13 protein-coding genes are annotated in these 15,554 nt (G+C 68.5%); 6 read left to right on the top strand and 7 right to left on the bottom strand.

The window, feature by feature from the left end:
• Nucleotides 1-147: 147 nt before the first annotated feature.
• The 5 genes from ACWDMM_RS29410 to ACWDMM_RS29390 all read left to right on the top strand — a co-directional run bounded on the left by ACWDMM_RS29410 (nt 148) and on the right by ACWDMM_RS29390 (nt 5,572).
• A complete protein-coding gene (locus ACWDMM_RS29410) occupies nt 148-2,937 on the top strand; it encodes an FAD-binding and (Fe-S)-binding domain-containing protein (RefSeq protein WP_449940528.1) in 2,790 nt (929 codons plus the stop codon).
• A 343-nt stretch (nt 2,938-3,280) separates the two neighbouring features.
• Nucleotides 3,281-4,222, top strand: coding sequence for a DNA-3-methyladenine glycosylase family protein (locus ACWDMM_RS29405; protein WP_449940534.1), 942 nt, complete (start codon nt 3,281-3,283; stop codon nt 4,220-4,222).
• A 195-nt stretch (nt 4,223-4,417) separates the two neighbouring features.
• Complete coding sequence (locus tag ACWDMM_RS29400) at nt 4,418-4,888, top strand: DNA-directed RNA polymerase subunit beta (protein WP_195079519.1); 471 nt, start codon at nt 4,418-4,420, stop codon at nt 4,886-4,888.
• Between the two features lie 173 nt (nt 4,889-5,061).
• On the top strand, nt 5,062-5,286 hold the full coding sequence (locus ACWDMM_RS29395; RefSeq protein WP_323124341.1) for a DUF397 domain-containing protein: 225 nt from the start codon (nt 5,062-5,064) through the stop codon (nt 5,284-5,286).
• 88 nt (nt 5,287-5,374) lie between these two features.
• Nucleotides 5,375-5,572 (top strand): hypothetical protein, encoded by a 198-nt coding sequence (locus ACWDMM_RS29390; protein WP_195079864.1) that lies wholly within the window; start codon nt 5,375-5,377, stop codon nt 5,570-5,572.
• Nucleotides 5,573-5,618: 46 nt separating this feature from the next.
• On the opposite strand, the gene ACWDMM_RS29385 is transcribed toward ACWDMM_RS29390, so the two are convergent.
• From ACWDMM_RS29385 to ACWDMM_RS29355, 7 genes are all read right to left on the bottom strand, one after another.
• A complete protein-coding gene (locus ACWDMM_RS29385; RefSeq protein WP_039803305.1) occupies nt 5,619-6,365 on the bottom strand; it encodes a succinate dehydrogenase/fumarate reductase iron-sulfur subunit in 747 nt (248 codons plus the stop codon).
• 2 nt (nt 6,366-6,367) lie between these two features.
• Nucleotides 6,368-8,308, bottom strand: coding sequence for a fumarate reductase/succinate dehydrogenase flavoprotein subunit (locus ACWDMM_RS29380; RefSeq protein ID WP_195079517.1), 1,941 nt, complete (start codon nt 8,306-8,308; stop codon nt 6,368-6,370).
• A gap of 25 nt (nt 8,309-8,333) precedes the next feature.
• Nucleotides 8,334-9,164: a hypothetical protein gene (locus ACWDMM_RS29375; RefSeq protein ID WP_195079516.1), complete on the bottom strand. Its 831-nt coding sequence runs from the start codon at nt 9,162-9,164 to the stop codon at nt 8,334-8,336.
• Nucleotides 9,165-9,999: 835 nt separating this feature from the next.
• Complete coding sequence (locus ACWDMM_RS29370) at nt 10,000-10,287, bottom strand: hypothetical protein (protein ID WP_195079515.1); 288 nt, start codon at nt 10,285-10,287, stop codon at nt 10,000-10,002.
• Between the two features lie 191 nt (nt 10,288-10,478).
• Nucleotides 10,479-11,441, bottom strand: a complete 963-nt coding sequence (locus ACWDMM_RS29365) for an alpha/beta fold hydrolase (protein ID WP_449940522.1) — start codon at nt 11,439-11,441, stop codon at nt 10,479-10,481.
• A 315-nt stretch (nt 11,442-11,756) separates the two neighbouring features.
• Nucleotides 11,757-13,712 carry an acyl-CoA dehydrogenase family protein gene (locus tag ACWDMM_RS29360; protein WP_449940521.1) on the bottom strand — a complete coding sequence of 652 codons (1,956 nt, stop codon included), beginning with the start codon at nt 13,710-13,712 and terminating at the stop codon, nt 11,757-11,759.
• Nucleotides 13,713-13,872: 160 nt separating this feature from the next.
• Entirely contained in the window at nt 13,873-15,054 is a 1,182-nt protein-coding gene (locus ACWDMM_RS29355; protein ID WP_195079512.1) for an AAA family ATPase, read from the bottom strand.
• Between the two features lie 168 nt (nt 15,055-15,222).
• On the opposite strand from ACWDMM_RS29355, the gene ACWDMM_RS29350 reads away from it, so the two are divergent.
• Nucleotides 15,223-15,480, top strand: coding sequence for a hypothetical protein (locus tag ACWDMM_RS29350; protein ID WP_195079511.1), 258 nt, complete (start codon nt 15,223-15,225; stop codon nt 15,478-15,480).
• The last annotated feature ends 74 nt before the right edge of the window (nt 15,481-15,554 follow it).

Here is a 15,554-nt window from a genome sequence, read left to right as displayed (position 1 = left end):
GGCTCGCGTTTACGCGGCCGCCGCGTCCGCGACGAAGGAGCAAGCGGCGGTCGCGTAAACGCGAGCCACAAGAGGGCCGCGAACGCCCAGCGCCGCAGGCGCTGGAAAGACAAACACAGCGCTGGAAAAATAAACACAGTGAACCGGATGGCGGCCCTGCGCGGCAGGATCGATGGTGCGGTCGACACCTCCGACCGGCGGCGGGCGGAGTACTCCTCCGACGCGTCGAACTATCGGGTCCTCCCGACGGCGGTCGTCTTCCCCCGTACCGACGACGACGTAGCGAATACCTTGGAATTCGCCCGAGCCGAGGGGCTGCCGGTGACCGCGCGCGGCTCGGGAACGTCGGTGGCGGGCAACGCGATCGGCCCCGGGCTGGTGCTCGATTTCAGCAGGCATCTGAACCGGGTCGTGTCGATCGATCCGGACCAGCGCCTGGCCACCGTGCAGCCGGGCGTGGTCCTGTCGGAGTTGCAGCGCGCGGCCCGTCCGCACGGCTTACGCTTCGGGCCCGACCCTTCGACGCAGAACCGCTGCACGCTCGGCGGCATGATCGGCAACAACGCGTGCGGACCGCGCGCCGTCGCGTGGGGCCGCACTTCCGACACGGTGCGCGAGCTGCGCATCCTGGACGGCACCTGCACGGAGCGCACGCTGGCCGCCGACCTGTCCGCGGTGCCTGGTCTCGCGGAATTCAGCCGGGCCAATCTCGCGGTGCTGCGCACCGATCTCGGCCGCTTCGACCGCCAGGCATCCGGTTACGGCTTGGAACACCTGCTGCCCGAGCGCGGCGCGTCGGCGGCGAAGGCGTTCGTCGGCAGCGAGGGCACCTGCGGCCTGCTGCTCGGCGCGACCGTGGAGCTGGTCGAGCTGCCGGCGGCCACCGTGCTCACGGTGCTCGGCTACCCCGACATCGCCACCGCGGCCGACGACGTCGCCGCCGTGCTGGCCTGCGCGCCGATCGCGGTGGAGGGCATCGACGCGCGGCTGGTGGACGTGGTGCGGGCGCACCGGGGGACGGTGCCCGACCTCCCGCGCGGCGGTGGGTGGCTGTTCGTGGAGACCGCGGGCGCAACGCGGGCCGAGGCGCTGGCCGCCGCGCAGCGGCTGTGCCGGACGGCGGGCGCGGTGGACAGCAGGATCGTGACCGATCCAGGCATCGCCGCGGCGCTGTGGCGAATCCGCGCCGACGGGGCGGGGCTGGCCGGCCGCACGGCGGACGGGCAGCCGGCCTGGCCCGGCTGGGAGGACGCTGCCGTCCCACCTGCCCGGCTCGGCGCCTACCTGCGCGATTTCGCCGACCTGACCCGCGAGCACGGCGTCGACGGGCTGCTGTACGGGCATATCGGCGACGGCTGCATCCATGTCCGCCTCGATCTCCCGATCGCCGACGCGCCGCACCGCTTCCGCGCCTTCCTCTTCGACGCGGCGGAGCTGGTCGTCCGGCACGGCGGTTCGCTGTCCGGTGAGCACGGCGACGGCCGGGCTCGCTCCGAGTTGCTCGCGGCGATGTACTCCCCCGCGGTGCTCGAGGTCTTCGCCGGGTACAAAGCGCTGTTCGACCCCGGCGACATCCTCAACCCCGGCGTGCTTGTCGCACCGCGGCCGATCGACGCCGACCTGCGGCTGGCCGGACTCGGTCGCGTCGCCGCGTCGAAGGGTTACCTGCTCGCGGAGGACGACGGCGATATGGGCGTCGCGGTCCATCGCTGTGTCGGCGTCGGCAAATGTCGCGCCGACGGCGGTTTCATGTGCCCGTCCTACCAGGCCACCCGGGACGAGAAGGACAGCACCCGCGGGCGGGCGAGGGTGCTGCAAGAGGTGACGCGCGGCGCGCTGCCCTGGTCGTCGGACGCCGTCGCCGAGTCGCTGGATCTGTGCCTGTCCTGCCGGGCGTGCCGGTCGGACTGCCCCGCGGGTGTGGACATGGCCACCTACAAGTCGGAGACGCTGTATCGCCGCTACCGCCACCGGCTCCGGCCCGTCGATCACTATGCGCTGGGCTGGCTGCCTCGATGGCTGTCCGTCGCGAGCCGGATGCCGCGGGTCGTCAACGCGCTCGCGGGCCGGACCGCGCTACGCCGAGCCGGGTTGCGGGCCGCGGGCATCGACCCGCGCCGCGACGTGCCGCGCCTCGCCCCGCGCACCTTCCGCCGCATCTGGCGCGATCTGGACGAAGGCGACCGGCTGGCCGAGTCCGCCTACGTGCCCGAAGAGCGGGTCGGAAGCGGTGTCTCCGGCGAGGTGATGCTGTGGATCGATACCTTCACCGACGCGTTCGACCCGGAGATCGCCTTGGCCGCGGCACGACTGCTGGCCGCGGCGGGCTACCGCGTACGGATCCCCGAGCGGCGCGTCTGCTGCGGACTCACTTGGATCAGCACCGGTCAGCTCGACGGCGCCCGCGCGCGGTTGCGGGCGACGCTGACCGCGTTGCAGGAGCACGTCGACGCGGGCGGCGTGGTCGTGGGGCTGGAGCCGTCCTGCACCGCGGTCCTGCGCGCGGACCTGACGGAACTGTTGCCGGACGATCCGAGAGCGGCCAGGACCGCCGCCGCCGTGCGCACCCTGGCCGAGTTCCTCGCCGAACAGCCGACCTGGCGCCCGCCGCGGCGGACCGGCAGGCGCGTGGTCGTTCAACCGCATTGTCACCAGCACGCGATTCTCGGATTCGATGCCGATCGCCGTCTATTAGCCCGCATGGGTGTGACGGTGACGGAAATCACCGGTTGCTGTGGGCTGGCGGGCAATTTCGGAATGCAATCGGGCCATTACGACATTTCGGTCGCGGTGGCCGAGAACGGCATGCTCCCCGCCCTGCGCGCCGCGGGCGCGGACGCGCTCTTCCTCGCCGACGGCTTCTCCTGTCGCACGCAGGCCGCTGCCCTTTCCGGGCGACGGGCGCGCCATATCGCGCAATTCCTGCTGGAAGGGTGAGCTTTCGAGCGCCCGCCGACGGGCCGGTGGGCGCCCGCGTGGTTCAGCTGCCGAACGGCAAGGTGCCAGGCGGGATCTGGTAGCCCGAGCTGCCCGCGAAAACCCCACCCCAGGCGTTGAGCAACCAGTTGAGCACATTGGTGATCATCAGAGAACCTCCGTCATTGCTACAGCCAGATATTTGCCGAACTAAAACAATATCGCCGCTAATCTCGTGCCGTTACATGGTATTACGAATCCATAATTATGTGCGATCGGTATGAAAAGCCTTTGGTGTGGCTCAGATGATAATCCGCCCCGCCCGGTGGAGGCGGACGCGGCGCCGCGCGGCGCACCGGGCAGAATGATTCCGGTGCGCAGCGTGACGGTCGAGCCGGGAGCCAGCCGGACCGTGACCACGGATCGGCCGATCGATCTGGCCTGCACGCTGGCCCCCCTCGGTCGCGGCGCGGGCGACCCGTGCCACCGGGTGACGGCCGACGGCGCGCACTGGCATGCTTCCCGGCTGCCGACCGGTCCGGTCACCTACCGCCTGGCCCAGTCCGATCCGTTCACCGTGCAGGCCCGCGCGTGGGGTCCGGGCGCGGCGGAATTCCTCGCGGGTCTCGAGCACATGCTCTGCCTGGACGAGGACGTCTCGGCATTCCTCCCGGATCATCCGAAGCTCGTCGATGCCCACCGCCGCTTTCCTGGCCTGCGCATGCTGCGCACCGGCCTGGTCTTCGAAGCGCTGGTGCCGTCGGTGCTGGAACAGAAGGTGCACACAATTTCCGCACGGGCCTCGTGGCGGAAACTGGTGCGGCAGTACGGCGAACCGGCGCCGGGCCCCGTGCCGGAGGGTATGCGGTTGCCGCCGGACGCGGACGCTTGGCGGCGCATCCCCTCCTGGGTCTACCACCGCGCCAATGTCGGACCGCAGCGTGCCCAGACCATCGTGCGCGCGGCTCGAATCGCCGATTCGCTGGAGCGCGCGGCCCGGGCCGATCCGGTCGAGGCGGCGCGGATGCTGCGCAGTGTCCCCGGTATCGGGGTGTGGACCGCCGCGGAGATCGCGCAGCGGGCTTTCGGCGACGCGGACGCGCTGTCGGTCGGCGATTACCACCTCGCCGCCGCGGTCGGCTGGACGCTGCTCGGCCGTCCCATCGATGACGACGCGATGGTCGAATATCTGGAACCGCTACGCCCGCATCGCTACCGGGCGATCCGCCTGCTCGAGATCAGCGGCCACTTCCACAAGCCGAAGTTCGGCCCGCGCACCCCGCTGACCGACCACACCTGGCACTGATCCCTCCGCGCGTTCACTTTTCCGCAGTTTTGCCCCTTCTTTATCAGTCGGTGCGGGGCGGGGAAAAGCAAAACTAGAGGTTGTCGCGCCACACTCGGCCGTCACCGCATTCACATCGGTACGTGAGCGATAGCCGAAGGGGTTCGCAATGGCGCGCACCTCATCGTCGAACCACACAACTGCAGGGGGTTGTCAGTGGAGCAGAGGCCACTGGGGGATACACCGCGATCCAGATGCCAGTTCTACCGGCGGGAGTGCGATCTGCCCGCCGTCGTCGATCCGCCCGAACTCGGCCGGATCGTGATGCGCGCCGGGTCGGTGTGGGCGTTGACCATGCCGAGCGGCCTGGGACAGGCCGTCAAGGCGCACATGCAGAGCAAGAGCGTGCGGCTCGGCCCGATTCTGGCGCATCCCCGCTCCAATCGCTGGACTTTCCTGATCGCGCCGGATCTGCCCGAGAACGATACGCGCTTGTTCGCGGAGTTGTTCCGGCTCAACGTCTCGGTGTCGCGCACCGGGTCGACGATCGCGTTGCCGTCCCCGACGGCGTCGGTCGGCGCGATCCGCTCCTGGATCGTGCCGCCGCGCAACAGGTTTCGTCCGTCCGGGCGAGTGGTGGTCGCGGCCATTCGGGCATGGGCGGAGCCCGCGCCGCGCCGCCGCTGAGGGCGGGGGCCGCACCGGGAGATTCCACCGGATCGTGGGGCGGGTACCGGCCTTTTCGCCGGTGCCCGCCCGGCGGCGGCGGTACTATCGGGCGCGCGTGCGTATGTCCAGCGATGGTGCTGGGTTCTCGGTCCGTACGTCTCCCCACGGCAGACAGCGAAGGAGTCCGTTTCGTGAGCATTCAAGGCAACGCGAACATCGACCTGACCGGCGCCACGTGGCGGAAAGCCGGAGACGGTTCCGGAAACGACAGCGTCGAAGTGGCCCTGCTCGCCGACGGGCATGTGGGAATGCGCAACGGAAACGACCCCGAGGGCCCGGTGTTGATCTTCACGCCGGGAGAGTGGGCCGCCTTCACCGCCGGGGTGCAGGACGGTGAGTTCGACCGGCCACGCTGAGGCGCGCCCGCCTTCGAGATCACGGAATGACACATTTTCGGCAACGGAAAGACGTTTGCCGAGGCCGGATACGGGTAGCCCAGGGTCTGTGGACCGTGGGCTCAAGAGTTCCCATCCCCGGTACCGGAAATTGCGGCCGGACGATTGGGTGGAATGGCTGATCGTCGCGCTGCTGTTCGCGGTATCGGCGGTCGGAGTCTTCGTCCTCACCAGCTCGCTGCTGTCGGCGCTGCTCGTCGGCCTGCTGGTGTGGGTGGTGGCCCTCGGCGTCGTGGCCATGTTGTAAGGGTGCGCCGACCGGCCGGGGATCGCCCCGGCCGGTTGTCCGGCGACTAGCGGCGGAACAGTTTGTTGCCCAGCCAGACCAGCGGGTCGTACTTGCGATCGGCCACCCGTTCCTTCATCGGGATCAGCGCGTTGTCGGTGATCTTGATGTGCTCGGGGCAGACCTCGGTGCAGCATTTGGTGATGTTGCACAGCCCGAGCCCGTGCTCGTCCTGCGCGAGCTCGGTCCGGTCGCCGACATCGAGCGGGTGCATCTCCAATTCGCTGATCCGCATCAAATAGCGGGGTCCGGCGAACGCTTTCTTGTTCTCCTCGTGGTCACGAACCACATGACAGGTGTTCTGGCACAGGAAGCACTCGATGCACTTGCGAAATTCCTGTGAACGTTCCACGTCGACCTGTTTCATCCGGTACTCGCCCGGTTTGAGATCGGCGGGTGGCGTGAAAGACGGGATCTCGCGCGCCTTTTCGTAATTGAACGACACGTCGGTCACGAGGTCCTTGATCACGGGGAAGGTGCGCATCGGCGTCACCGTGATCACTTCGTCCTGGGTGAAGGTGGACATGCGGGTCATGCACAGCAGCCGCGGCCGCCCGTTCACCTCGGCCGAACAAGAACCGCATTTGCCCGCCTTGCAGTTCCAGCGCACGGCCAGATCGGGCGCCTGGGTGGCCTGTAGGCGGTGGATGATGTCGAGCACCACCTCGCCCTCGTTCACCAGCACGGTGAAATCCTGCAGTTCTCCGCCGTCGAGATCGCCGCGCCATACGCGGAATTTGGCGTCGTAACCCATCGTTACGCCTCTCGCTCCGTCGAATGCCCGGCCGCGGCCGGGTGCCCGGCGAGTTCATCCGGGGTGTAGTACTTCTCGAGCTCGCCGAGATCGAAAAGGGCGAGCAGGTCCGATCGCATCGGGATCTGATCCTTGCGCGTCACGGTGACACCGGGAATCGGGTCGCCGGCCGTGTCCGGATCCACCGCGCACACCAGCAGCTTGTTCCGCCAGTCGGGGTCCATCGACGGGTAGTCGTCGCGGGTGTGACCGCCGCGGCTCTCGGTCCGCAGCAGCGCCGCGTGCGCCACGCATTCGCTGACCAGCAGCATGTTCTGCAAGTCGAGCGCGAGATGCCAGCCGGGGTTGAACTGGCGGTGGCCCTCCACGGTCACCTGGCGGAACCGGGCGCGCAGCTCGGCGAGCTTGTCGATCGCCTCGCGCACCTCGTGTTCTTTGCGGATGATGCCGACCAGGTCGTTCATCGTCTGCTGCAGATCGGTGTGCAAGGTGTAGGGGTTCTCGCCTTTGCCGTCGGCGGGCGGATCGAACGGCGCGACGGCGGCCCGCGCGGCGTTCGTGATGTCGTCCTCCGCGACCGACGGACGCTCGCCGAGCTGTTCCACATAGGCGGCGGCCCCGAGCCCGGCCCGGCGACCGAACACCAGCAGGTCGGACAGCGAGTTCCCGCCCAGGCGATTGGACCCGTGCATGCCGCCGGAGCACTCGCCCGCGGCGAACAGGCCGGGCACCGTGGCCGCACCGGTGTCCGGATCGACTTCGATCCCGCCCATCACGTAGTGACAGGTCGGGCCGACCTCCATCGGCTCCTTTGTGATGTCCACGTCGGCGAGCTCTTTGAACTGATGGTGCATCGAAGGCAGCCGCCGCACGATCTCCTCGGCGGGCATCCGGGAAGCGATGTCGAGGTAGACGCCGCCGTGCTCGGTGCCGCGCCCGGCCTTGACCTCCTCGTTGATGGCGCGGGCGACCTCGTCGCGCGGCAGCAGGTCCGGTGTGCGGCGCGCGGAGTCGTTGTCACGCAGCCACTGGTCGGCCTCTTCCTCGGTCTCGGCGTACTGCCCTTTGAAGACCGGCGGAATGTAGTCGAACATGAACCGCTTGCCCTCGGTGTTCTTCAGCACCCCGCCGTCGCCGCGCACGCCCTCGGTGACGAGGATGCCCTTCACGCTGGGCGGCCATACCATGCCGGTCGGGTGGAACTGCAGGAACTCCATGTTGATCAGCGTCGCGCCCGCCCGCAGTGCCAGCGCGTGCCCGTCGCCGGTGTACTCCCATGAGTTGGAGGTCACCTTGTAGGACTTGCCGATACCGCCGGTCGCAAGGACCACCGCCGGAGCCTCGAACAGGATGAAGCGGCCGGATTCGCGCCAGTAACCGAACGCGCCGGAGATGCGGTCACCGTCCTTGAGCAATTCGGTGATGGTGCATTCGGCGAAGACCTTGATGCGCTTCTCGTAGTCGCCGGTCTCGGCGAAATCCTCCTGCTGCAGCGATACGATCTTCTGCTGCATGGTGCGGATGATCTCCAGGCCGGTGCGGTCGCCGACGTGCGCGAGCCGCGGGTAGGTGTGGCCGCCGAAATTGCGCTGGCTGATGCGGCCGTCCGGCGTCCGGTCGAACAGCGCTCCGTAGGTCTCCAGTTCCCACACTCGATCGGGCGCTTCCTGGGCATGCAATTCGGCCATGCGCCAGTTGTTGAGGAACTTGCCGCCGCGCATCGTGTCCCGGAAATGGACCTGCCAATTGTCCTTTTCGTTCGCGTTGCCCATCGACGCCGCGCAGCCGCCTTCGGCCATCACGGTGTGCGCCTTGCCGAACAGCGATTTGCACACCACCGCGACGGACAGGCCGTGCTCCCTGGCTTCGATGACCGCCCGCAGTCCGGCGCCGCCCGCTCCGATCACGACGACGTCGTAGTTGTGCCGTTCCACTTCTGCCATGCAGAAAAACTCCTCGATGAGGCGGTCAGTCGATGAACCGCAGATCCGAAATCGTTTGGCTGGCAACCAACATGACGTAGAAGTCGGTCAGCACGAGCGTGCCGAGGGTGGTCCAGGCCAGCGTCATGTGCCGGGTGTTCAGCTTGGAGACCTGAGTCCAGAACCAGTAGCGCACCGGATGCGCGGAGAAGTGCTTGAGCCGTCCGCCCGCGATGTGCCTGCACGAGTGGCACGACAGCGTGTAGGCCCACAGCAGGATCACGTTGAGCAGCAACACGATATTGCCGAGGCCGAAACCGAAGCCGCCGGTCTTGCCGTGGAAGGCGACGACGGCGTCATAGGTGTTGATCAGCGAGACCACCACGGCCACATAGAAGAAGTAGCGATGCGCGTTCTGGATGATCAGCGGCAGCTTGGTCTCGCCGGTGTACTTGGCGTGCGGCTCGGCCACGGCGCAGGCGGGCGGGGAGAACCACACCGACCGGTAGTAGGCCTTGCGGTAGTAGTAGCAGGTCAGCCGGAAGCCGAGCAGGAACGGCAGCACCACGAAGCCCAGTGGCAGGATCGCGGGCAGCTCGCCGAAGGGGGTGCCGAAATGGCTGGAGCCCTCGACGCAGGAAGTGCTCAGGCACGGCGAGTAGAAGGGCGTCAGATAGTGATAGTCAGGAACCCAATATGCCGTACGCACATACGATCTGATCGTCGCGTAGATGACGAACGCGGCGAGCCCGAGCACCGTGACGAGTGGGGGGATCCACCATCGGTCGGTGCGCAATGTGCGATCCGAGATCCGGGCCCTTGTTCTGCTGAATACGCCGGTGCCCGCTTCGGGGGCGGCGGTCGGTGCGGCACTCACAGGGGGATGCCTCGCTGATCTTGTGTGCGGGTGGTCATCGGTACCTCCGCAATCGAATGTGATGCTGAGCACCATACGACACGTCCGCTATTGATCGAGCGGGGTCTCGACAAACCCGCCCCGCCGTCAACCGTATGATTTACGCCACATCGGGCAGGGCTCAGGTATGTCTCCCGGAAGTTCCGGGCCAACCGGACTTTTCGAAGTCCGAGGCAGCGAAATGAGTTTCGAGCAGGGCGAATGGGAGCGCCGGATTTGCCTCTTCAACCGTCGCCCGCAGGCGTGAACGCGGTCGCGGATCGGGTTGTCCAAGCGCCGATTCATGCGGAGCCGATGCCGGAACCCGGGACCTCCCGGTGCGGTGACTCGATGGGCGCGCCCCGAGTGGAAGTCACGGCGCTCAGGCGTTGGTGACGGTTCGCCGCGCCGGGGTCGGTTTGGTGCCTCGATCGAGGGCGACCTCCGTGCCGTGCCGAGTTACGGCTTGACCTGTGCCGCGACGGATGCGGCGTGGCCTGTGCCGCGACGGATGCGGCGTGGCCTGTGCCGCGACGGATCCGACATGATCTGCGCCGCGGTGGACGCCTCGTAACAGGTGCCGCGACAGAGGCGGCGTGACCTGTCCCGGGGCGGACGCGACATGCCCGACGCCGTGACGGACGCGGCACACGGTGTGCCGCGGCGGGCCGGTGCGGCCTCGAACGCCGACGTGCTCAGAACGCTCACAGCGTTGCCGTGTCTTCGCGCTCGGCGTGGGCGCTGGATGGAAGCCCTGAGCGCCGCCGTAGCGGGCATGGACGCCGCGGTGGGCGGCTACCCCGCCGCCCACCGGGGACTACTTCGTCCGCGGACGGGAGTGGAAGCCCAGCCCCTCGTCCTGCGCGCCCATCCACGCGGCCTCGTCGGACTTGCTGTCCGGTACGTAGATGACGTCCTGCGTCCGGCGCGGCACCTCGGGCGGCGGTGACTGCTCGAGTTCGTCGGCGTCGATGACGAGCCGCTCGAGGTCGTTCTCCAACCGCCGCACCGTGCTGGCGTCACCGTACTGGCTGCGGAGTACGCCGATGGATTGCCGGAGCTGGCCGACCGCGTAGCGTAGTTCCGCGAATTCGCTGCGAGTCATCGATACCTCCTGATTCCCTGGCGGACATGCGAACTCGGTGCAGTGACGCACGGTTGCCCGTTTGCCTTGGCCCGCGCTGCACCCAGCCGTGTGACCCACCACACAACGTGATCTACAACACAGTACCGAAAGAATTTGTTCCTGGCTCGTGCGAGGGAGAAATCCGCTGGTTGCCGCCGGATTGCCGCGGCTCAGCCAGCGGCGGCGTAGCCGGCGTCGGGCCGCGCTACGGCGAACGCGCGCTCGGCGAGCCCGACGATGGACAGCGCGACCTCGTCGGCTCGTTCGAGCAGCACGCTGTGCCCGGCCCCTTCCAGGCGGACCAATTCGGCACCGGCCAGCTGCGAGGCCAGCGCCACGGAGTGGGCGAAGGGGAAGATGAGGTCGGCCGAACCCGCAAGGACCAGCGCGGGGACGGCGCCGAGGTGGTGCAGGGTCGCCGTCTCGTCGAAGGTGATCAGCGAGTGCAGGAATCCGGCCATCGTCACCAGCGGGGTGTCGTTCAGCATCGCGGTGGCCAGCGCGGCCATCCGCGGGTTCACCTTCCCGGCGCCGAATTCGGCCTCGCGCAGGATCGGCGCGAAGAGGCGGCGGGTCAGGCGCCGGGACGCCTGCATCACCCGCGGGGCGTGCGTGACGGCGGCTTGCAGCGAGTTCACCGCGCGCCGATGCAGCAGGCGCGCCAGCCCGGCCTCGGTGATCCCGGCGGCCGCGCCGGCGAGCAACCCGATGCCCGCGATCCGCGTGCCGATGGCCTGCGGGTAGAGCCGCGCGTAGGCGAGCACGACCATCGCGCCCATCGAGTGGCCGACCAGGATCACCGGACCGGTCGGCGCGACCGTCCGCAGCACGGTGTCGAGGTCGTGCCCGAGTTGCTCGATTGTGTAGGTCGACGGATGCGCCGCCCCGGACTCGCCGTGGCCGCGATGGTCGTAGAACACCATCCTGACGTCGTCGCCCCACTGCCGCAGGAGGTGCTGGCGCAAGCAGGTCCAGGATTCGGTGCGCAGGCAGTGGCCGTGCACGAAGACGACGCTCGCGAGGGCGTCGTCGGCGCCGAAGACGCGGACCGCGAGGGGGACACCGTCTGCGGCCGACACCGTGACGCGGTGGCCGTCGTGATCGGCGGCGCGGCGGGCGATGGTGGTGGACATGGCACCCTCCTGTGGGCGAGGCGCATGTTCGGCGTCTCCTGCCCAGTTGTCGAACTGGATTTCCGCGCCGTTACCCCCTTACACCTGCCGTTACGCACACGTTGTCCAACCGACGCCGCCGGTCGATGGGGCAGCTGTCGCCACGCGCACAGGAAAAACTACGGAACGCTAGCTGACCACTGTCGGGCCACCTTGGTTCGCGACCCGCGAGAAGAATCTGCGGCTTTCTAGGGAAAATTCAATAGTGGCAAATAGTGGGCGATAAGCCCGCCGCGCCCCCGGCCACTGACGGGCGCGCGGCGGGTCCGCTGCCACTCAGGCCTTCGCGCCGGGGCGTGTGGACGGCAGGAACGGGTGCAGGAGGTTCTGCTCGGTCGACGGCCCCATCTGCCACTCCGCGATCCACGGGCCGGTTCCCTCGCTCGGGTCGAGCACGCCGTCCTCGAGCCATTCGTAGCGGCCGTCGAGCACGCCGCGGGTCAGGGTGCGGTCGTCGTCGTCGGTGTTCTCCCACAGCGCGTCGAACAACTCGCGCACGCGCAGCCGCGACTGCCTGCAGAAGGTGTCGGCCAGTTCTTCGGCCGCCTTGCCCTCCGGCGCGTCCGCGGCACGCAAGGCATGGGCGCGCACGCAGGCCGCCGACATCGCGAACAGCTCGGCGCCGATGTCGACGATCCGGCCGAGGAAGTTCTGCCGGTACTCCAGCCCCGCCTGCCAGCGGCCCATCGCGTACATCAGCGACCTGGCCTGCTTGCGCGCACTGCGCTCGACGAAGCGCAGATGCCGGGCCAGCACCCCGAACTCGGTGTAGGCCGCTGGCACCGTACCCGCGCCGACCGCGAGCTGCGGGAACCACTTGGCGTAGAAACCCGTCGCGCCGACCGCGGCCTTCGCCTTGTCCTTGAACTCGGCCTTGCGGTCGACCAGCGCGCCCGCCGCCGCCATGTGCGCGTCGGCCATCTCCCTGGCGATCAGCAGCCGCATGATCTCGCTGGACCCTTCGAAGATGCGATTGATCCGCAGATCGCGCACCAGCTGTTCGGCGGGGACGGCCCGTTCGCCCCGCGCGGCGAGCGACGCCGCCGTCTCGTAGCCGCGGCCGCCGCGGATCTGCACGAGTTCGTCGGCGATCCGGCAGCTCATCTCGCTGGCCCACAGCTTGGCCAGCGCCGCCTCGATCCGGATGTCGTTGCGGCCCTCGTCGGACATGGTCGCCGACAGATCCAGCGCCGCTTCCAGCGCGAACGTGGTCGCCGCGATGAACGCGATCTTCTGGCCCACGGCCGCGTGCTCGCCCACCGGCCTGCCCCACTGCACCCGCTGGGTGCTCCACTCCCGCGCGATCTTCAGTGACCACTTGGCGGCGGCGGTGCACAACGCCGGAATGGCGAGCCTGCCCGCGTTCAGCGTGGTGAGCGCGATCTTGAGGCCGTCGCCCTCCCGGCCGATCAGGTTGCGCTTCGGCACCCGGACGTCGTGCATACGGGTCAGGCCGTTCTCGATGCCGCGCAGGCCCATGAAGGAGTTGCGGCGCTCGACGGTGATGCCCGGTGAGTCGGCCTCGACCACGAACGCCGAGATGCCGCCGCGATGCCCCTCGCTCTTGGGCACGCGCGCCATCACCACCAGCAGCTCGGCGACCACGCCGTTGGTCGTCCACAGCTTCACGCCGTTGAGCAGGTAGGCCTCACCGTCGTCGGTCGGCGTCGCGGTGCTGGCCATCCTGGCCGGATCGGAGCCGACGTCGGGCTCGGTGAGCAGGAACGCGCTGACCGCCCCGGCCGCGCAGCGGGGCAGGAACTCGGCCTTCTGCTCGTCGGTGCCAGCCAGTTTGAGCGGCTCGGGCACCCCGATGGACTGATGCGCGGAGAGCAGGACGCCGAGGCTCGGGTGCGTCGAGCCGACCAGCATCAGCGCTCGGTTGTAGCCGAACTGGGACAGCCCTTGTCCGCCGTACGATTGCGGGATCTTCAGGCCGAAGCAGCCGAGTTCGGCCAAGCCCTTGACGTACTCGTCCGGGATCCGGCCCTCCGCTTCGATCACCGACCCGTCCATGGACTCGCACAGCGTGCGCAGCCGGGACAGGAACGCTTCGGTGCGCTCGGCATCCTCGGGGCCGGGCTGCGGATACGGGTGGATCAGGTCGAGCCGGAACCGCCCAAGGAACATCTCCTTGGCGAAGGACGGTTTGGCCCAGCTCGTTTCGCGGGACTCCTCGACCAGTGCGCGGGCCTGTTCTTCGGTGGCGTCGACTTTCGCGGCTGTCGCCATGATGTCCTCCCTCGGGCGTGATCAGGATCACATTCGAGTGTAGGAGGGTTTGTTACTCACCGGTAGGCCCGCTGGTCGAGATAAATCTACGAATATCTAGCGATCTTGAAAGAGGGGCGAATAGGCAGCAATCCACCGCTGCCCGCAGGGCCGGCCCGGCTCAGACCGAGCGCAGATACCGGCCGAAGTGCGGCACCGTGAACCCGATCGTGCCGCGCTCGGCGGAGTAGATGAGACCTTTCTTGATCAGGCCGTCGCGGGCGGGTGAGAGCGAAGCGGGCTTGCGGCCGAGTTCGTTGGCCACCGCCGCGGTCGCCACCGGGCCGTCGTCGCCGGACAGGTCGGCCATCGCCCGCATGTACTCCCGCTCGGCGGGCGTAGCCCGCTCGTAGCGGGAACCGAAGAACCCGACCGCGAGCTCTTCCTCGGCCGCGGGCGATGCCACCTCCACGTCCTCGGCCGTGATCGGGCTCTCCGGCGCCTGATCCCACACGGCCTTGCCGTAAGCCTGTACGAAATACGGGTAGCCATCCGCCTTGCTGTACAGCGCGTCCAGCGCCTCGTCGGTGAATTTCACGTCCTCGCGCCGGGCGGGCGCGATCAGCGCTTGATCGGCGGATTCCCGGTCCAAGCGGTCGATGCGGTGATAGCTGAATAGTCGCTCCGAATAGCTCTTCGAGGCGGACAGCACCGCGGGCAGGTGGGGCAGGCCCGCGCCGACCACGATCAGCGGCGCGGCGTCCTGGCTCAGTTCGTGGCACGCGCCGCAGATCGCGGAGATGTCGGCGGGACCCAGATCCTGCATCTCGTCGATGAAGATCGCGATGCCGACGCCGATGTCTGCGGCCAGTGCCGCGGCCTCCACCAGGAGTTCCACCAGATCGATCTCGATGTCGCCGGAATCGGCCCTGCCGCTCACCGCGGGGACGTCGATGCCGGGCTGCCAGCGCTCCCGCATGCCCTTGTCCGCGGTGGCCCGCAGCGCGAAAGCCTTGAGTATGCCGAGGAAGTCGTCCACCCGTTCCGGATTGCGGTGCGCCGTCGCGATCGCACGCGCAGCCATGTGCAGCGCCGAGGACAGTGGGCGGCGCAGTTCCTGGTCCGGACGCGCCTCGATCTTGCCGGTGCCCCAACCGCGCGATATCGCGGCCGAGCGAAGTTGGTTGAGCAGCACCGTCTTCCCGACGCCGCGCAGGCCGGTCAGCATGACGCTGCGTTCCGGCCGACCACGCGCGACGCGTTCGAGCACGATGTCGAAAGCCGTGAGTTGTTTGTCGCGCCCGGCCAATTCGGGCGGGCGCTGTCCCGCGCCGGGGGCATACGGGTTCCGCACGGGGTCCATGCCCCGACACCGTAGCGCGTTTCGTCCGGATAATCTGGGCGCATCTACGGCGTGTTCTAGAAAGCCTTAGCGTTTCGTATTGCACTATTGCTCTCGCCGCCGGTTCTCTAGGCTGGTGGCGGTTCGCCAGAATGGTCGCGCGGCAGGGCGGCGCGGGAACGGAGGGGCATGTCCGACGAACCACCTACCGCTGACCTCGCCGAGGTGGTCGGATCCTGGAACGTTCCGGCGGGCGCCACGGTGGCCGAGCGCATCCGGTCCAACATCCTCATCGCGATCGAGCGCGGCTACGACGATCCCCAGCTGGTCGCCGATCTCGCGGTCGGTCCGCTGGTCATGGCGCTCGGCAAGCTGGAGGTCGAGCTGGCCGAGGCGCGCCGCAGGATCGACGAACTCGAACGCGCGGTGCACGGGACGCGACGCTGAGTCGGGCGGTTGGACAGGCGAGGCGTCCCCGTTCGGTGTCCTCGCCCAGGGCGGCGAGACCGCTTCGTGACCTT

The sequence above is a fragment of the Nocardia sp. NPDC003726 genome, assembly GCF_053586955.1.
Note: the sequence above shows the minus strand (reverse complement) of the source record. Positions and strands in the feature narration are given on the sequence as shown.